This is a genomic window from Lentibacillus sp. JNUCC-1 (genome assembly GCF_009741735.1).
In the GTDB taxonomy this organism is placed as follows: domain Bacteria; phylum Bacillota; class Bacilli; order Bacillales; family Amphibacillaceae; genus Lentibacillus_B.
Map to the genome: position 1 here is coordinate 1,462,516 of NZ_WHOH01000001.1, position 19,776 is coordinate 1,482,291.

The 19,776-nt window shown below is 45.4% G+C and carries 13 protein-coding genes and 1 pseudogene; 7 read left to right on the forward strand and 7 right to left on the reverse strand.

Annotation, left to right across the window (positions count from 1 at the left end):
* The first annotated feature begins 178 nt into the window (after positions 1–178).
* On the forward strand, positions 179–1,048 hold the full coding sequence (locus tag JNUCC1_RS06625) for a YitT family protein (protein ID WP_156644658.1): 870 nt from the start codon (positions 179–181) through the stop codon (positions 1,046–1,048).
* Positions 1,049–1,098: 50 nt separating this feature from the next.
* Positions 1,099–2,250 (forward strand): MFS transporter, encoded by a 1,152-nt coding sequence (locus JNUCC1_RS06630; RefSeq protein ID WP_197431653.1) that lies wholly within the window; start codon positions 1,099–1,101, stop codon positions 2,248–2,250.
* A gap of 177 nt (positions 2,251–2,427) precedes the next feature.
* Here the strand turns inward: JNUCC1_RS06630 and JNUCC1_RS06635 are convergent, their stop codons facing one another.
* Entirely contained in the window at positions 2,428–3,228 is an 801-nt protein-coding gene (locus tag JNUCC1_RS06635; protein WP_156644660.1) for a class II aldolase/adducin family protein, read from the reverse strand.
* Between the two features lie 414 nt (positions 3,229–3,642).
* On the opposite strand from JNUCC1_RS06635, the gene JNUCC1_RS06640 reads away from it, so the two are divergent.
* A complete protein-coding gene (locus JNUCC1_RS06640) occupies positions 3,643–5,250 on the forward strand; it encodes a sodium:solute symporter family protein (protein ID WP_156644661.1) in 1,608 nt (535 codons plus the stop codon).
* A 181-nt stretch (positions 5,251–5,431) separates the two neighbouring features.
* Here the strand turns inward: JNUCC1_RS06640 and JNUCC1_RS06645 are convergent, their stop codons facing one another.
* Both JNUCC1_RS06645 and JNUCC1_RS06650 read right to left on the reverse strand, forming a co-directional pair.
* Positions 5,432–7,090, reverse strand: coding sequence for an MDR family MFS transporter (locus tag JNUCC1_RS06645; protein WP_156644662.1), 1,659 nt, complete (start codon positions 7,088–7,090; stop codon positions 5,432–5,434).
* Positions 7,087–7,551: a MarR family winged helix-turn-helix transcriptional regulator gene (locus JNUCC1_RS06650; protein WP_156644663.1), complete on the reverse strand. Its 465-nt coding sequence runs from the start codon at positions 7,549–7,551 to the stop codon at positions 7,087–7,089. Before JNUCC1_RS06650 ends, JNUCC1_RS06645 begins: the two co-directional genes overlap by 4 nt.
* Positions 7,552–7,845: 294 nt before the next feature.
* Between JNUCC1_RS06650 and JNUCC1_RS06655 the strand changes: the two genes are divergently transcribed.
* Both JNUCC1_RS06655 and JNUCC1_RS06660 read left to right on the forward strand, forming a co-directional pair.
* Entirely contained in the window at positions 7,846–9,189 is a 1,344-nt protein-coding gene (locus tag JNUCC1_RS06655) for an ADP-ribosylglycohydrolase family protein (RefSeq protein ID WP_156644664.1), read from the forward strand.
* A gap of 269 nt (positions 9,190–9,458) precedes the next feature.
* A complete protein-coding gene (locus JNUCC1_RS06660; protein ID WP_156644665.1) occupies positions 9,459–11,510 on the forward strand; it encodes a catalase in 2,052 nt (683 codons plus the stop codon).
* A gap of 175 nt (positions 11,511–11,685) precedes the next feature.
* Here the strand turns inward: JNUCC1_RS06660 and JNUCC1_RS06665 are convergent, their stop codons facing one another.
* Entirely contained in the window at positions 11,686–12,048 is a 363-nt protein-coding gene (locus JNUCC1_RS06665; protein ID WP_156644666.1) for a hypothetical protein, read from the reverse strand.
* Positions 12,049–12,191: 143 nt separating this feature from the next.
* Positions 12,192–13,244 (reverse strand): 2,3-butanediol dehydrogenase, encoded by a 1,053-nt coding sequence (locus JNUCC1_RS06670; RefSeq protein WP_156644667.1) that lies wholly within the window; start codon positions 13,242–13,244, stop codon positions 12,192–12,194.
* 168 nt (positions 13,245–13,412) lie between these two features.
* Between JNUCC1_RS06670 and JNUCC1_RS06675 the strand changes: the two genes are divergently transcribed.
* Both JNUCC1_RS06675 and JNUCC1_RS06680 read left to right on the forward strand, forming a co-directional pair.
* Positions 13,413–13,805, forward strand: a complete 393-nt coding sequence (locus tag JNUCC1_RS06675) for a (deoxy)nucleoside triphosphate pyrophosphohydrolase (RefSeq protein ID WP_156644668.1) — start codon at positions 13,413–13,415, stop codon at positions 13,803–13,805.
* A gap of 40 nt (positions 13,806–13,845) precedes the next feature.
* Positions 13,846–16,743 carry a DEAD/DEAH box helicase gene (locus JNUCC1_RS06680; protein ID WP_331713725.1) on the forward strand — a complete coding sequence of 966 codons (2,898 nt, stop codon included), beginning with the start codon at positions 13,846–13,848 and terminating at the stop codon, positions 16,741–16,743.
* Positions 16,744–16,790: 47 nt separating this feature from the next.
* On the opposite strand, the gene JNUCC1_RS06685 is transcribed toward JNUCC1_RS06680, so the two are convergent.
* Both JNUCC1_RS06685 and JNUCC1_RS18990 read right to left on the reverse strand, forming a co-directional pair.
* On the reverse strand, positions 16,791–17,090 hold the full coding sequence (locus JNUCC1_RS06685; protein WP_156644669.1) for a hypothetical protein: 300 nt from the start codon (positions 17,088–17,090) through the stop codon (positions 16,791–16,793).
* A gap of 231 nt (positions 17,091–17,321) precedes the next feature.
* Positions 17,322–19,762 (reverse strand): annotated as a pseudogene (locus JNUCC1_RS18990) (DEAD/DEAH box helicase family protein).
* Positions 19,763–19,776: the final 14 nt, after the last annotated feature.

Consider the following 19,776-nt stretch of genomic DNA (forward strand, 5'->3'; position numbering starts at 1 on the left):
AGTTAAAGCGACTTCCCGCAGCGCAAATCACGGTACTCGTTCAAACGTATGGAGTGCTTAGGAGCAGTCATAAGTTACGTCGCAGTCTACAGACACTACACCACAAAAACAAATCTACAAAGAAAACAGTTTGAACAGAGGGGAGAAAGTCAATACAATGGAATAACGAGGTGATTTGATGAATGGAACGGTTATTAAAGAGATTTTATTGATATTAATCGGCGGACTTTTGTTTGCCTTAGGTGTTAATTATTTCGTCATCCCGAACCAGCTGTCTGAAGGCGGGATCATCGGGATTACAGTAGTGGCATATTACCTATTTGCCTGGTCGCCAGGCGCGGTCAACTTTATCCTGAACATGGTGCTCCTCGCCATCGGCTACAAATATTTTGACCGACGTGCGATGGTCTACACGATCATCTCAATTGCGTCGACCTCACTCCTGCTGCATTTCACAGAAGGCGTTGAAACCACGCTCACCGATGACACACTGCTTGCAGCTATTTTCGCAGGGCTTTTAGTAGGAGCAGGGCTTGGGGTCATTTTCAGGGCAGGCGGTACAAACGGTGGTACCACTGTGCTCGCTCGGATGGCGAACCAGCTTTGGGGCTGGTCGATCGGCAAAGGCATTTTGCTCATTGACCTGGCTGTTGTTGCGTCTTCATCTTTTATTATCGGAATTGAAAAAGCGATGTTCACCTTAATTTCGGTTTACATCGGCTCCAAAGCGATTGATTTCATTGTCGAGGGTTTGAGCGAGCAGATGTCAGTGCTGATCATTTCCAATTACCCGGATCAGGTGCTCGAACAAGTTACAGAAAACATGTCGCGCGGTGTGACAGTGCTTGAAGGCCGGGGCGGTTATACCCGTCTGAACAAGGAAGTGCTCTACCTCGTCATCAGCAAACAGGAAATCGTCAAGCTGAAAAATGTTGTAGGTGAGATCGATGAACATGCTTATGTGACCGTACACAGTGTGCATGAAATCGTCGGAAAAGGGTATAGAGCAGAAAAAGCCAAGCGGCGGTTGCGGTTACGCAAATCTTAAACCTTAGTATGCTAGCAGCTTGTCCCAACCGTTTGCAAGGAGGGAGCGTCATGCCTTTTGCGAAAATAAAAGCAGGAATCCCGCTCATTTCCATTGTGGGACTCCTGTCAATGGCCATCGTCTTTGGCTTTGTCCGGTATGGATACGGCTTGCTGCTTCCTGACTTTCAAGCTGATTTTAACCTGACGAAAACCACGCTCGGCGTCATTTCCAGCCTGTCATTTTTGTCATTTATGGGTGGGGCCCTCTTGGTGACTTTTTTTATTGGGCGACTTGGGCCCCGTGTGTTTATCGCCACCGGCCTCGCCGCAGCATCAATCGGTTTGCTGATCTCAGCTTTCGCTCCAAATGGTCTCGTATTTGCTATCGGCTGCATCATTGCCGGTTTTTGCCCAGGCTTATGCTGGACACCATTTTCGAATAGTGTCAGCGAACACGTCCATGATGCTTTGCAAAAACGTTCATTGGCCGTCATCAGCACTGGGTCTTCACTTGGGCTCGCGGTGATTTGTCTGCTGTATATCGCATTTTCCTCAGGCAGCTGGCGGATCGTCTGGACCATTGGGGGCGTCGGCGGCCTGATCCTGTTGGCCGTGGTGCTTAAAACCATTCCGACCGCACGTTATTCTCGCACAAACGGGCGTCCGCACATTCCGCTTTTTCAACGGAAGTCCATTCACTTATTCACCGCAGCCATCCTCTTTGGCATGACCGAAGCCACCTACTGGACGTATGCCGCCGACTTCGCTCAACAGGTGCTGAACATCGCCGCCTTTAATGCCGTGTTCTTTCTGATTACTGGCATCTGTGGGCTCGCTGGGTTATGGGCAGGCGATCTTGTCCATCGTATCGGGTTCCGCAAAAGTTTTTATCTGACAGTGGGCATCTATGTATCCAGCATGGTGATTTTGTTTGCCTCACAATCAGCTGGGGCAATCGTGCTGTCAGGCGTGCTGTTTGGCGCTTCATTTATGATGTACGCTGCCTTCCTGCCAATCTGGAGCGCTGACGTTTATCCGCACGCACCGGCGCAAGGCTTCAGCGTCACCGTCGTCATCTTAAACATCGGCGCAATCATAGGACCCGCACTTTTCGGCAGCATGCTCACATTCACCAGCTATAAATGGATGTTCCTGCTCGCAGCGGTCATCGCCTGCAGCAAACTGTTGCTGGCCCCGCGGAGTGAAGCACGGTTAAAGTGATTTTTTCCGATATATCATGCAAAATTTCTGATATAACGTTCAAAAACGCCTATATCCACTAGAGAATTTCCGATATCAGCATCGAAATTTCCGATATAACCGCACTCACTGCAAAAATGAAGGAAGTGCGCACTCGTCCTCAAACAAGTGTGCACTTCCTCTAAATACCAGCCTGCTTTATTCCAGCAAGTCCGGCTGTTCAGCGACAATCCGCTCCCACATGGGCTGAAAGCTTTCCCAGCCGTCAACTTCTCTGCCCACTTGGTTGGCTGTGTGGCGTGCGTCGTCTGGTGCAATCGGATTAACGATCCCAGCAGACTCGGCCAGCAGCTGAGATTGGCAAGACCGTTCCATCGTGATAAACCAGAAGGCGGCTGAATCGACCGACTCGCCCACTGTCAACAGACCGTGGCTGCGGAGGATAACGGCTTTGTTGTCACCCAGCGCCTTCCCGATGCGCACGCCTTCTTCCTCGTCATAGGCCACACCTTTATATTCATCGAAAATCGCATGATCATTATAAAAGGCACAGGCATCTTGTGTGAGCGGCTCCAAAAGCTTCCCGCTGACGGACCATGTTTTTCCGTGTACTGAGTGGGCATGAGCAGATGCAATCACATCTGGGCGGGCTTCATGCACGGCAGAGTGAATGGCAAATGCTGATTTATGCACGCCATATTTTCCTTCAACAACCTCTCCATGACTGTTGACGAGCACAAGGTCAGATGCCTTAAATTGACTAAAATGCATGCCATACGGATTCACCCATAAGTGGTCCGTCAGCTCCGGATCACGGTATGTAATATGTCCGGCTACCCCTTCCGAAAATCCAAACTTGCTGAACAGGCGAAAGGCGCCGGCCAACTTTTGCTTGTTGTGCTGCCGCTCCTCATCCAGCGTTATAAACACAGGCTTCTGCAGGTACTCTTCTACACCTTTACCTAAGACACGTTCACCTTGCTGATTATTTGCTGACATAAAAAAACCTCCTGAATTTTACATTGTCTATAGCTTAATTCAACGGGAAATCAAAATCAAACAAGTAAAAAAATACATACCACAAGCTCAATGTTCTCTAAGGAAAACACAGTATTTTCACGTTTATCGACAAAATACGACATTTATCATTGCTCACACTTGGAAAACGCCTCTATAAGCCGATCCTTTCCTGAATGACTCCCAGAATGCGCTTTGCTGATTCAATTCTGAAGCGTTAAACTATTAAACGTGCGTCTTTTTACACATCTCAGACAATACCAAATAAGACTTAAAAGAGGAGTTGATCGACATCGGGAATTTAATTATTTCATTTGTTTTTGGAGGGCTCATGATTTCGTACGGCGTTCTCCTGAAACTGTATGTCAGACGAATTGATAGGAAAAGCAGGCAATTATGATATTCACAATCGGTGTTCTGAGTTTTGTTATCATCACAATTGTTATTGGTATTGTTGTATCGAGAAAAGTAACAGACGTGGAAGATTATTATGTGTCCGGCAGAAATGCTTCAACCATTCTGATCGCGGGCTCATTGATTGCATCCTTTTTCAGTACGGTCGCCTTTATGGGAGAGGCTGGAGACGCGTATCTGGGCTATCCTTTGATCATGCTGCTGCTGAGCAGTATCGACGTCAGCGGCTATGTGATCGGGGCCATTTTTTTCGGGCGTTACATAAGAAGAAGCAGAGCATTGACGCTGCCGCAATATTTCGGTGAACGTTTTAATTCCAAGCGTGTCAGACGTTTGTCCGCCATCACCACCATTATCGGAATGGGTGCCTATTTGGTATCCGTTACCCAAGGGATCTCCTTATTGGTCTCGAATTTACTCGAGATCGACTTCATTTACGCTCTTTTGATCGTGTGGACAACCTACACCCTCTTAACATTTTTGTCAGGGGCAAAAGGGGTCCTACTGACAGATACCATCATGTATTTTGTCTTCACCGTCGCCACATTCATATCGATCCCCTTCATTTTGAAAAAAGTTGGCGGCTGGCCTGAAGCGATATCAAAGACCGCTCACGATCTGGTGAACCAGCCGAACATTCTCGACTGGCACGGCATTACCGGAGAAGGCGCATTTCACGGTATGCCTCACGAGGCCCTGATTTGGGCGATTATTCTCGGTCTTGCTTGGACATGTGTGCTGGCGATCAGCCCATGGCAGACAAGCCGTTATCTCATGGCCAAAAACGAACACGTCATCTTGAGATCAGCGGTCGTGGCCACCATTTCCGTCATTTCGATCTATATTATTTTGTTTATCACCATGGCAACGGTCAACCTGATTAACCCGAGCATTGATCCACCGGAAATGGTCTTTATCTGGTCAGCTAAAAATTTCGTTCCAACCTTTATCGGAGTTGTCGTGATCAGCGGAATCATGGCAGCAGGTCTGTCATCCGCCTCAACGTTCCTGCAGCTGATCGGAAACAGTCTGGCCAACGACATATTTAATCTGGATAAACAAATTAGAAAAGGACGTCCCACCACAACACTGCGCATGTCCAAGCTCTTAATGCTCATGTCAGGTGTCGTCGTTCTGATCATCACCATATTTCCGCCGCCAGCCGTATTGTGGATTGGATTCTTCGCAGCCACGATCTTCGCAGCATCATGGGCTGTCGTCGGCTTTACGAGCATCCACTCGAAACGGGTCAATGAAAAGTCTGCTTTCTGGGGCATGCTGCTAGGACTCGTCGGAATCGTTGGTGGAGAGTTGTTCAGCTTTTTCATCTATCCGCTGCCAGTTTACTTAGAACCGGTTCTCATCGGTGTCATTCTCTCTGTCGTCGGCGTGATTTACGGTGTTCGAACAGGAGAAGCCACTTCCGAGGAAAAAGACTACTTGAAGAAGTTGCTCACAGCCCCGCGCAACTTGTTTGACAGGAAAGAGATCAAAGTCACCAACCGATTCGCCAACGCCCTGATCATCTTTGGCTTTATCATTATCGGCTTTACTTTCTTTTACTATTATTATCCGGTTAATATCTATTAAACTAAAGAAAGCGACAGCCACCATTTGCAAATGGGGCTGTCGCTTTTTAGTGCAGAAATCAGCTTTTTTCCGATATACGGTGCAGATTCGCCGATATATGGGTCAAAATTTCCGATATCCACTCCGGAATTTCCGATATCGGCTCCAGAATTTCCGATATAATCAATCCAGACATACAAGCCTAGCCTTCATAAACCGGCTTAACATGCTCTTCCTTCGACACAGGCGCATCCGTCTGCTTTTCTTTAGGCGCCTGGTCAGCTGCAGAGACGAGCGGAATCGTGCGAATAAACAGCGCAATAACCACCGCTACGATCATAATGATAGCTGCAACGAGGAATGTAGTCGTCAAGGCGTCACTGAAAACAACGCGCAGATTGTCAACCATATCCCGAGCATACGGCACAACCTCAGCCGGCATCTGACCGAGCATTTGATCCAACTTAGGCTGATCCAGCAAAATCTCAGGATTCATCAACTTGGCAAATTGCTCAGTTTGTTCAGGTGGCAGCTGTGAATAGTCGCCGCCATCGCCAGATCCGCCGGAAAACATATCAGTCATCCGCGTCGCCATACGTGAACTCATCACCGTTCCTAGCACACCAATGCCGATTGTGTTACCCAAGTTACGGAAAAGTTGGGCAGAGGCAGAGGCCACGCCTAAGTCTCTCAGCGGCACCGCATTTTGCACTGTCAGTGAAAATACAGGCATGCTCGCACCGAGACCCGCGCCAATGATGCAGAGAAATGCAATCATCAAATAGATCGGTGTGCCAATCGAGATCAAATGCAGCAGCATAATGCCCACAGCTGTCGTGGCCAATCCGCCAACAGCCATACCTTTATATTTGCCCGTTTTCGTCATGAATTGTCCAGCAAACGCCGTTGCAAACACCATCACAATCGACATCGGCATCATCATATACCCGGAACCGCTCGGCGAAATCCCTTTAACACCCTGAATAAAGAACGGTGCATAGATCATGACACCCAGCATACCCGCGCCAAGCAGAAATCCGCAAATATTGGATAAGGTGACAATGTCATTTTTAAATAAAGACAATGGAAGGACAGGGGACTTCACTTTTGACTCTGTCACAATAAACGCCGCAAGTCCAAGCAGGGTCAAGCCGAACAATCCAAGGATCTCCCAAGACGTCCATGCATATTTGCCCGGACCTTCACCAGCAAAGCTGAAGGCCAGCAGCAGCGATACAACCGTGACCGTTAAAAATACAGATCCGACGTAATCGATCTTCTCCCCTTCACGCCGCGGTACTTTTGGAAATAGAATCGCAATGATGGCAAAAGCGACGATACCAAGCGGGAGGAAGACCCAGAATACCCAGTGCCAATCCAGATGATCGACAATATAGCCGCCCATCAAAGGCCCCAGCACACTGGAAATCCCGAACACACCGCTCATCAGGCCGGTCCATTTAGCCTGTTCACGCGGAAGGTACAAGTCTCCAACAGCGATAAACGCGGTGGACATAATGATACCGGCACCAAACCCGGTGATTCCGCGAAACGCAATCAATTGAAAAATATTGCCCGAAAAGCCGGACAGCAAAGCCCCGACCGTGAAAAAGCCAATCCCGGCGAGGATAAACGGCTTACGACCATAGATGTCGGAGAGTTTCCCAACAAGAATGGACGCCACCGTCGTCGTTAACAAATAAATCGTAATCGCCCATATATAATAATCCATCCCGCCCAGCTTGGCGATAATCCGCGGCATGGCCACACCAATAATCGTCTGGTTAATCGCAGAAAAAAACATCGCAATCATAATCGCGATCATAATGGTGACTTTCTTCTTTTCTGTTAAATGGGTCATCTATCTAATTCCTTCCCTCTGTAATCAATCTTTTCTATATTGTGTGAGGCTTTGCCAAACACATGTATCAGCTGATCCAATTCTGCCTCGGTGAGGTGCGCAAACACAGTTCTCATAACCGCCCGGCCCTCATCCCGCAGCTCAGACAACAACTTGCTCCCGTCATCGGTAATATCCAGATACACCACACGGCGGTCCTGTTCATCACGAACGCGTGTCACGAACCCGCGTTCAATCAGCTTATCCGAAGCTGTAGTCACCGCGCCTGGTGTCAGATGCAGTGTTTCAGCCATCTTAGACATCCGCGTCGCCCCGCGCTGCTCCAGCATAAACATAATATATGACTGCGAACCCGGAAACACCTCTTCGTAGATCTTCGTCCACACATACCCCATCTTCCGTGAAACTTGCCAAAACAGCTGCTCAAACTCAGGGAAACGCTCTGATTCCTCCGATGACAACTGCTTCACCTCCTAAAGTTATGATTGTTTAACTATAAAATAGTTTAATGATTAAAGTGTTAATTAGTATATACCTAAAAAGGCGGGAAGTCAATGCCTTTTTGGCCGTTAGCGGGCCACGATATTCACCCGCGTGTGCCCCTGCGTTTTAGGCGTTTCTGGTGTTTTTTCCGATATCCGCACCGGAATTTCCGATATAATCATCACCCTCAAAACCGCAGCCCCACCAGAGCTTCCAACCCCAGCACTCATGTTGTACAATGAAAGGAGTCACACCAATATGGAGGGAAAGTCATGGCAGATCACATCTTAAATGGCATTATGGGACTCACGGTTGCGGATGCCCTCGGCGTCCCGGTTGAATTCGAAAGCAGGGAGAGCCTGGATCGCGATCCTGTTGTGGGTTTTCGTGCGTACGGAACTTACAATCAGCCTGCTGGCACATGGTCTGATGATACCTCATTGACACTATGTCTTGCAGATAGCCTTTCAAAAGGGGTGAATTATGACTTGGCAATGAAAAACTTTGCAAGCTGGTACAATGATGGTGCCTACACACCCTTTGGCATCGCTTTTGACATCGGGATTTCAACAAGAGAAGCGATCGCTCGTTATGAAAACGGCACACCGCCACTCGAATGCGGAGGTGCTTCAGAATATGACAATGGCAATGGATCATTAATGAGAATCCTGCCCATTTTATTTTATCTGGAAGCGACTTATGGGAAAGACTTCATGAAAACAGACGGAGCCTTTAACATCATCCATCACATCTCAGCACTGACACACGCCCATCCGCGCAGTCAGATCGCATGCGGCATCTATATTGCCATAGCTTCCAAACTTAAGGAAGCAAGCGACGTGCCCACAGCCGTAAGCGAAGGCATCCGTCAAGCCCGATCCTACTACCAGAAACAAGCGCGTTTTGCCGATGAACTCACCCATTTTAACCGACTGGAAGAAGATAGATTCGCCGAACAGCCTCGCCAAGCGATTAAAAGCAGCGGCTATGTCGTTGATACGCTCGAAGCGGCTGTCTGGTGCCTGCTCCAAACCGACAGTTATCAGGCGTGTGTATTAAAAGCAGTCAATCTGGGCGAGGACACAGATACCGTCGCAGCAGTTGCCGGCGGACTGGCCGGTCTTTATTACGGATACGAAAACATCCCTCAAGAATGGCTCGAGTCCCTGGTTGAACAAGCATATGTCGAGAGTTTTTGCCACCAACTCAGCACAGCCATGACTGCCATTGAAGTCGGAAAGCTCACAGCCTACATCCCCTATTTCGAAACGGTGGATCCTGAAAAAGTCGCTCATTGGGAAGGCGGCCAACAGCTGGGAGAGAAGGGCTTCAGCATGCCTTACCCCACATATGACCCGACACTGAAACAGTTCATCAACACATTCTCAGCCACAACGCTCATGCACCCTAACTATATAGACATCACACGCCAACTGCCTACTCAAGACAAGGTTCAGGCAATAGACAGCGCAGATTTCGAACAGCTCAGAGCGATTCTGACAGGCTATGTAAGACAGGAACGATTCAATGAGGGCACGTGGGCACAAGCAGTGGCAGACAACGTGTTTTTGAAAATATTGAAGCGATTAAGAGAGATAGATCACGAATGGAAGTAGAGTCATAGATAACGCACGCGGGGGGCCTGCCAAGACGGGCCCATAGCGTGCGTTTCTGTTTCAGATACTGCCCCACAAAAATCATTTTTCCGATATAAGGTGCAAATTCGCCGATATATCATTCAAAATTTCCGATATAACCACACGCCCCGTACTACAGCCCCAGAATGGCATACCCGTCTCTCACCTTAAATAATTGTTTCAGACAACCACCATCCGGGAAAATAAAACCATATTGTTTTTCATCTCTCAAGGAGGTTTTCACCATTATGGCTGACAATCGGAACAAGCAGAACCGTAAAGATGAACAACTGGAAGATGTACGTGCTTATGATACAGAGAACCATATGACAACAAATCAGGGACTAAAAGTATCTGAGGATGAATTTTCCCTGAAAGCAGGTAAGCGGGGCCCGACCTTGATGGAAGACTTCCATTTCCGGGAAAAGATGACCCATTTTGACCATGAGCGGATCCCCGAGCGTGTGGTGCATGCCCGTGGTTACGCAGCCCACGGTGAGTTTGAAGCTTATGAATCAATGACACCTTACACAAAAGCTGACTTTCTCAGCGAAGCAGGCAAGAAGACACCCGTATTTGTCCGCTTCTCGACAGTGGCAGGCAGTAAAGGATCTGGTGAACTCGCCCGCGATGTGCGGGGATTTGCCACGAAATTTTACACCGAAGAAGGCAACTATGATCTTGTCGGGAACAATATGCCGATTTTTTTCATACAAGATGCCGTTAAATTTCCAGATCTGGTGCATGCAGTGAAGCCTGAACCGCATAATGAAATCCCACAGGCAGCATCTGCCCATGATACATTCTGGGATTTTGTGGCCAACAATCAGGAAGCCGCACATCATGCCACATGGCTCATTTCGGATAGAGCCATTCCCCGAAGTTTCCGTATGATGGAAGGCTTTGGTGTGCATACATTCCGCTTTGTAAACAATGAGGGAAAAGCTCATTTTGTAAAATTTCATTGGAAACCAAAACTCGGCGTGCATTCTGTCGTGTGGGATGAAGCACAGAAACTAAATGGTAAAAATCCGGATTTCCATCGCCAGGATTTGTACGAAGCCATCGAAGCCGGACACTATCCAGAGTGGGAATTAGGCGTGCAAATAATCGAGGAAAAAGACGAATTCTCCTTTGATTTCGACATTCTAGACCCAACGAAAATCTGGCCTGAAGAAGACGTTCCGGTGAAAATCATTGGGAAAATGACGCTCAATCGTAACGTCGACAATGTGTTTGCCGAAACAGAGCAGGTTGCGTTTCACCCGGGACATGTCGTGCCAGGGATTGACTTTACCAACGATCCGCTTCTGCAAGGAAGACTGTTCTCCTATACGGACACGCAACTGATCCGCCTTGGCGGGCCCAACTTTCACGAGTTGCCGATCAACCGACCAGTCTGTCCGTTTCACAATAATCAGCGTGACGGCTACGGACGCCAGACCATTAACGTCGGTCAGGTCGCTTATCATAAAAATTCACTCGCCAACAATCAGCCGTCCCCTGCAAGTCCGGAAGAAGGCGGCTATGAACATTATCAGGAAAGAGTCGATGGATACAAGGTCAAAGCCCGTCACGACAGCTTTAAGGACCATTTTTCCCAAGCAACGTTGTTCTGGAGAAGTCTGTCTTCAGCTGAAAAGCAACACACCATTGACGGTCTCACATTTGAGCTCGGCATGGTTCAAAGTAAATCTGTCCGCCAGCAGGTCATTGATATGTTCGCCAATGTGCATCTCGATCTCGCCCGCCCGGTGGCGAAAAATATTGGTGTAGACATGCCAGAAGATGGTGTAACTGGTGATGGCAAAACATCACCAGCACTCAGCCAGACGACTTCCAACCATGTGCCAGACACCCGTAAAGTAGCTGTTCTCGTCGCAGAAGGCTTCAATGCCGAATGGCTCAAGAACACCCTTACCGACATGGAAAAAGCAGGTCTCGTTCCTGAACTTATTGGGGAACAACTCGGCGCACTTCAAGGCGATGACGGCACCGAATTTGAAGTTACCAAAACCTTTCAGACAGGCCCATCCGTTCTGTTTGACGCAGTGCTGATCGCAAGTGGTAACCAAGCAGACGAAGCTTTTGCAAGGGATGCTTCGGATTATATACAAGAAGCCTTTGAACACTTTAAGCCCATCTGTTTCAAACCGCTCGCCACACCCATTATAAAAACACTCGACATCGAAGACAGCCCAGGCGTTCTTCAAGCGGATGAAGACAGCACCTCATTCGCAGGTAAATTTGCCAAAATGGTCGCGAAACACCGGTTCTGGGAGCGGGATATGACTTCATAAAAAAATTGCAAAAGCGACAGCCACGATTTTAAAATGGCTGTCGCTTTTTTTTTCTTTTTTTCGATATAAAGTGTGAATTCGCCGATATATCACACCAAATTTCCGATATCAGCGCTCGATTTTCCGATAAAATAATCCGCTAGGCTAAACATTAATTCAATCGCGTTCTAACCAGCTATTCCCGATCAACCGCACGTTTTCTCCAGAAGAACACGCCTACAATCGCTCCAACTGCAGAAAGGATGCTCCCAACCCAATTCAACAGCACAAACGCCAGAATTAATGCAGCCACGGCCAATCCCAAGTGCTGCTTCCAAAACGAAATCACCCCGAGAATAGCGACAACACCACCCATGAAAAGCGGTATAATCAAGGGTCCGCTCAACAAAAGCGCTAACCCGGAAAAAGCACTCAAAAAACCACTCGATTGCTCATGTGACGCTTGAAGCTCGTTAAACATATTAATAAAATATAATACCGTAAAAAATCCACCACTCGTGATCAGTAAGCTCGGCAGCCAGTCTGGTTTTTCGTTCATGGGGAACCTCCTTGAAGCCAGGTAACAGTTATTTAGGGAAACATAATCATAGCAAAAGAGAGTCTACTTTTCTAGCGGAGATCATAAATATAAAAAAGCGCCCAAATACAATTTGAGCGCTTTTTGCTTATCTATAAGAGTCCTTACTTCTCTCCACTCAACTTCACGAGAATCTTCGACTGAGATTTATCATTCAGCAAGGTTTCAAACCCGTCAGAAACAATGTTCTTCAGCTCGATGTGATCCGTAATAACTGGTGACGGATCAAGCTGCCCCGTGCCCATCAATGTAATGGTGTACTCGAACACATCCGGTTCATAGGCGAGAGAAGAGGCGAGGCGCACACCGCTCGCTGTCAGTTTCATCGGTTCGAACTGCAGCGGTTTTTCATAAAGGGCGACAATGGTCATGACCCCACGTGGCTTGGTGACGTCGATTGCCTGGTTAAAGGTTGGCTCAACTCCAGCCACTTCAAACGCTGCGTCCACGCCTTCAGGGTACAGGGCATGAATATATTCTACTGGATCTTTCTCACCTGAGTTAACAGCATGCGTGGCACCGACTTCCTGTGCTTTTTCCAGTCGTGTTTCAGACAAATCGAAAGCAAAGATTTCCTTAGCACCCGCAGCTTTTGCGGCAATAATGGTCAACAGCCCAATTGGTCCTGCCCCGAAAACAGCCACAGAGTCTCCGAAAACCATGCCCGATTCCCTGATGGCCTGTACCGCTACAGCTGTCGGCTCAACCAGTGCCGCATGCTCAAGTGACATGCCATCAGGTAATTTCACCGCATGTTTCTCATCGACTACCACATGGTCTGCGAATCCGCCATCAGCGGTCAAGCCGACAAAGCCGAAGCCATTGTACATATCAACTAAAGGATTGTCACTGTCCCCTCGTGTGATGAGCGGATTAACAGCAACACGATCCCCTTTCTGTACATTCTTTACCTTGGAGCCAACCTCTTCAACCACACCTGAAAACTCATGCCCCATCGTCAACGGTGCTTTTACGCCCGTTATTGGGTCGGGTTCATTCTCAGGGATAAGGCTTGCACCAGCATTATATTCATGCAAGTCACTGCCACAGATTCCCGTCCAAGCCACCTTGATCTTGACTTGCTCCTCTCCAACTTTCGGTACATCACGATCTTCTACTCGAATATCTTTTTTCCCATACCATACTGCTGCTTTCATAATAAAAGCCTCCTTGAAGTTTTGTGGGATATTGTTTTTACCCTATGTATTTACCCTTTTCCAGCAAGTTCACACCATTATAGTTACTATTTGAAAATATTGGCTTCAATAATTTTCTCCCTGTATAATTAGTTTTAATAGACTACATATATAACAGGAGAGAAAACATTGAAGAAAAAAGATATTCATGTCGTTGGTGCGGTTATCGTTAAAGATCATAAAATTCTTTGTGCGCAAAGAGGGGAAACCAAAACGCTCGCTTATAAATGGGAATTTCCAGGCGGTAAGGTTGAACAAGGCGAGACTGCGAAAGAAGCATTGAAACGTGAAATTGCAGAAGAGATGCATTGTGAAATTGAGGTTGGCAATCAAGTGGAACACACTGTTTACGAGTATGATTTTGGCGTTGTCCATTTAACAACATTTTATTGTGCCCTTCTTGAGGGGGATCCAGTTTTAACAGAGCACGTAGCTATTAAATGGCTTCCTAAAGAGAAATTATTCACATTGGACTGGGCTCCGGCAGATATTCCCGCGATAGAAACAATAGCAAAAGGATAATCTCTGACAAAGAAATATTTTAGTTAGTGTGGTGATTATAGTGGAGAACTTTCTCAGAAATCTGGAGGATTCTTTGCACAAGGGATTTATTGATCGGCACTATGGCAAGATGGATACATATAAACCTAGATTGCTCATTAATAATGCAAAAGAGAATGAGGATGTTTTAACCTCACTCGTGGAAGAGCTGGACCATTGCAATGCCTTTATATTCTCTGTTGCATTTATTACTGAGAGTGGCCTCGCTACTTTAAAGTCTCATTTATTAGATCTCAAACATAAAGGTATAAAAGGCAAGATCCTGACGTCTACTTTCCTGAACTTTAACCAACCAAAGATCTTTAAAGAGCTTATGAAAATAACAAACGTCGAAGTGAGATTAACCGAATTGGAAGGATTCCATTCCAAAGGGTATATATTTGAGCATGATCAGTATTATTCTTTGATTGTTGGAAGTTCAAACCTTACTGCACAAGCATTAAAGGTTAATTATGAATGGAATGTGAAACTGACTTCTTACCAAGATGGCGAGGTTATTACCCATTTTAAGAATCAATTTGAAGATGTATGGAAAGACGCCACACCGTTAACCGATGCGTGGATTACGTCTTATGAAGAGGTCTATAAACCTATTGATTATCAAGCAGCTTCAAAAGTGGTAGAACTGCCTTCAGATTATGACGTTAATCCATTGAAAACAGCAACAAGTATAAAACCGAACACAATGCAGACAGCGGCATTGGCAGAGATCCAGCAAGTGAGGGACGAGGGACACGATAAGGGGCTCGTTATTTCAGCCACAGGAACAGGTAAAACCTATTTGGCGGCTTTTGATGTGCGGCGTGTCGCTCCAAAACGCATGTTATTTGTCGTACACAGAGAGCAAATCCTGCATAAAGCCAAAGCAGATTTCCAGCGGATTATGGGTGGGCTGAGCAAAGACTTTGGAATTTTATCAGGGTTCCATAAACAAATGGATGCAAAGTATTTATTCACCACTATACAGACCATTTCTAAACTCGAAACGCTGAAGCAATTTAATCGTGACGAATTTGATTATATCTTAGTGGATGAGGTTCATAAAGCTGGTGCGGCTTCTTATTTAAGGGTCCTAGATTATTTTCAGCCTCAATTCTTATTGGGAATGACCGCAACCCCTGAAAGAACGGATGATTTCAACATTTATGAGCTGTTTGACTATAACATTGCATACGAAATTCGCCTACAAGAAGCGCTAGAAGAGGATATGCTTTGCCCGTTCCACTATTTTGGGGTTACAGATTTTGAATATAACGGCGAGATCATAGATGACGCGACAATCTTATCCAAGCTCGTCACAGATGAACGTGTAGAACATATTGTTGATAAGCTTGATTATTATAGCCATTCAGGTGAGGCGGTAAAAGGGCTGATGTTTTGCAGCCGTAAAGATGAAGCTGTGGAGATGTCTAAGGCTCTAAACCAAAGAGGGTTTCGCACCGTTGCTTTAACAGGAGATCATTCTCAAGAGGAGCGCATGCATCAAGTTGAACAGCTTGAAAATGGCACTTTGGATTATATTATAACCGTTGATATATTTAATGAGGGGATTGATATCCCGAGCATTAATCAAGTGGTCATGTTGAGACAAACGCAGTCTAGCATTATTTTTATTCAGCAGCTGGGACGCGGACTGCGTAAACACGATTCCAAAGACTTCGTAACTGTGATTGATTTCATCGGTAATTATAAAAACAATTATCTCATCCCAATAGCTCTTTCTGGAGATCGATCACAAAACAAGGATAATATACGCAGACGCGCAACAGAAGCAAGCTATATCAAAGGCGTGTCAACGGTTAACTTTGAAGAGGTTGCTAAGAAACAGATATTCAAGTCTATCAACGCAAGTAATTTAACAGCAATGAAGGTTTTAAAAGAGGCCTTTACGGAACTAGAGAATCGACTCGGCAGAACACCTTATTTATATGATTTTATTACGAACCACTCTATCGATCCTGTCGTCATTGCAGGGAAATATAAGAATTACTATGCACTCCTTCTTAAAATGAAAAAAGAAATTCCATCTATTAGCACATATGAAAGCAGTGTTTTGACAATGCTCTCTTCAGAAGTGTTAGATGGCAAACGCAAACATGAACTGATATTGCTTAAATTATTACTGGAGCAAGAGATGGTTCCTGATAGGGGGTATAAGATAGAACTGGAAAAAGCGGGTTGTACAGTTGATGAACAAACGATTGAATCTGTCGAGCGCATATTTGATTTGGCCTTTTTCACCCAAACTGACCGTAAGAAGTATGGTGACAGACCTATTATAGAGCATAACAGTGACAACACGTATTCATTTAACGACGCTATCAGCCACAGCTTGCAGTCGAACCCTACATTCAAGGATTTAGTAACAGATGTCGTTATGAGCGGTTTAGAACGCAACAAAAAGTATCGTTCAGAGAAACAGCTTACCCGGTATGAAAAATATACAAGAAAAGATGCTTGTAAGCTATTAAATTGGAAAAAAGATGAGAGCGCTACGATTTTTGGGTATAAACCAAAGCATCAAACATGCCCAATCTTTGTGACGTATCACAAAAATGATGAAGTAGAAGCAAGCGTTGATTACGGGGATGAATTTATCAGCCCTGAAGTGTTTAAATGGTATACTCGAAGTCAAAGAACCTTGGCCTCAGAGGAAGTGCAAAAGATCATACAAGCGGAAGAAACAAACATGGACCTTCATTTGTTTATTAAAAAAGATGACGATGAAGGCAGTGGCTTTTATTATTTAGGACAAACGGTGCCTGACAAAAGTACTGGAGAACAAGATAAAATGCTCGACAAGAACGAAAAAGAGATCCCGGTTGTCCACATGAATATGATTTTAGACAAGCCGATAGAGCATAAGTTATATCATTATATTGTACATGGTGATCATTAAAATGGACCAGGTGGCTAGCCACCTGGTCCACAGTTTTAAGGGACGCCTTAATCGCCCAAATCCGAGACTTCTTTAAACAGGTCTTTTTCCTTTTCAAGTGCTTTTTTTAATTTTTCACTGCAGGGTTCACTGCAAATGGGAAACACGCCATCTACGCCTTCTTTCTTCGCTTCTGAATCGGCTGTAGTAACGATCATGGGTACTTTTGTACCGCGGGATGTTAGATAAACGTGGGTAATCTCTCCCTCTTTACTTGAGAGTTCCGATCCTTCGACAAATTTAACATTCAAACCAAACAAAGCTTGATTTTCTCCAATTTTTTTGTTGCACCAGGCACAATTAAACATAACTTATGTCTCCATTCTTTTTAGAGTGGTATAGATACGATTATTTTATAGCGTGTCCTTAAGGGATTCAATTCTAAACCTCTCTGACCATACCAAGAAGGGGACTAATTATAAAACCGATCTACGAGTACTTAGACGGTCATTTAACCATGAAAGTCTCCAAGAATCTATAATGTACGGTTTAGAATCATTTCAGTTTGTTTAGTGTCCTATCAATACTCAAATTTCATGCTAATTTCCTTTCACAGCTGAATTTTTCTTCCGCTCAAAATACCACTGTATTTTATACGCACAAATCTCCTGAGTCATCTCATGCAGAACCTCTTGATCCTCTATGTCCACCGTGAAATTGATTTGAAATTGTCCATCTTCAAATCGAATCAAACCATCTTTGCCAACCCATTTACTCATAGGCATATCAGCAATTAATTTAGCGACCTTCTTTTCGTCATACTGCCACATGGCTTTTGTGTTTTTGCTGGAAAAATCAATTTGCTTCCGGTAGTTCTTTTCCATGTAAAATTCATGAAAGTAAGGAGCGACTTCTTCCGGTGTGACAGGTTGAAGCCAATCTGCATGCCCTTTATCAAGCAAAAACTGTAAAACCACCATTTTATAAGACTTGGACATGGTTTCCTTTTCCACTTTGTTAAGCCATTGGTAGTGTTTTTGATAGACCCGAGTCTCGTGATCAGTTAACTCTCCGTATGTGTCCAAAAAAGGGAAGAATCCGCCAAAAGCCTGTTTATATTCTTTGGAGTTGATACTGCCATTCAAATGGACGTCTTTATAGGTGGGGCGTCTGCCAAACTGCGCTTTTACTTGATAATAATCCTGGAAAATACGTTCTTTCCTGGGGCTGCGTTTATTTCGCATTTCTTTCAACAAGTCAATAACAGTTGTATCTAAGTGCACTTCACATGTGGCCGGAACGACGGGTGCGATATTATCGCGCTTTCGCGGTTGATCGATCGAGTCTTCTGTATCAAATACACTTAGTTTGGTATCGGCATAGCGATAGTTACCGATCAGATCAATGATCACACAAGTGTTTTTTCCTGCAAATTTTCTTAAACCGCGACCTATCTGCTGAGTGAAAACAACGAGCGATTCAGTTGGTCGCGCAAATAAAAGGGTATCTACTGAAGGGATGTCGACCCCTTCGTTGAACAGATCGACAGTAAAGATAATATCGAGTTCACCAGCTTCCAGCATGCGTATACTTTCTGCACGTGAATGAGCCTGTGACTTGGATGTTAAAGCTAGAGCTTGGGAACCTTTCTCATTGAAATAGTTAGCCAGAAATTCAGCTTGCTGGACGGAGGAACAGAATCCAAGTGTACGGGTCTGTTTTAACGCCTGCCATTTTTGATAAATATGTTGTGCTTTCCCAGTTTGTAACTGTCTGATCATCAACTCATGCTGATCATACTTTGTACCGATCCAACGTATGGATGAATAGTCAATTTCGTCGATAATGCCATGGTACGTAAAAGGTGTCAGCCAACCGCGCTGTATGGCTTCGATGAAGGTGATTTCATAAGCAACGTTTCCTTCGCATAAAGCAAATACGTCCTGTCCATCTGTTCGTTCAGGGGTTGCCGTCAATCCCATCATAAACTTTGGCTTAAAGTAGTCAATCACATGTTGATAGCTTTTGGCAGCCGCATGGTGGAATTCGTCTACAACAATCAGATCAAATTCGTCTGGCTCAAACTGATGTAGTTGTTCCTGAATGCTGAGCGTGAATATAGACGCAAACAGCATATCTTTGTGTCTGTCCTTTTTCATGCCATATAAAAGTCCACCTGTTGCTGCCTGACCTGTTCAAAACTCCTTTTAGCCTGTTTGAGAATTTCCTCTCGATGGGCGATGAAAAGGATTTTTTTATATCTCTGAGCAAAAAAAGCAGCTAAGTATGTCTTACCGAGTCCGGTGGCCATGACCACCATTGCCTTGTTGTAGCCTTCTTCTAATGTAGATTCCAATGCAGCCAGTGCTTCAGTTTGAGCCTGCCGGGGTTCGAGTTTGGCTGGATAAGCCGGTTTTGGCTCCTGCACGTTTTCTGGAAAGGCTTCTTCTTCATTAGGAAGGGTTAAATCTATTTCCTCTTGCTGTGTCCAAGTGGTCAGCAAATCCGCATGGGTAGCATGAAAGTGATCATAGTCCTTTTGATAGACTTTCAGGGTTTCTATATTGATAGGCATCGTTTCATCTGCATAAAACAGTTCGATGAACGATTCAATGGCGTAATCAAATGTTTCACTGGAAGCCTGTCGTTGCATTTGAAGATTCCACTCGACACCAGATGTATAGGCGGCACGGGACATGTTTGATGAGCCAACGACCAAAGATCCTTTTTCGTTATGCTTAAAAATATATGTTTTTGGGTGAAACGAGACACCGCTACTCTTCCAAAGGCGGATTTCCAGGTTATCTCCCTGTAAATCCAGTAATCTATCAAGGGCTTTTGGCTGAGTGATATACAGATAATCACCCGTGAGGATTTTCACGTCTGCGCCCATTTTCAAGGCATCGTCCAGCACCTCAAATAGCATTTCCACACCTGACTTCATAATGAAAGAGGTCAGGATGTAAACAGTTGACGACTCTGCAATTGCCGCTCTTATTTCCTTATGCAGCTGACTGGTATGCAAAGAGAGCGGCTTCAATCGTCCTCAACCTC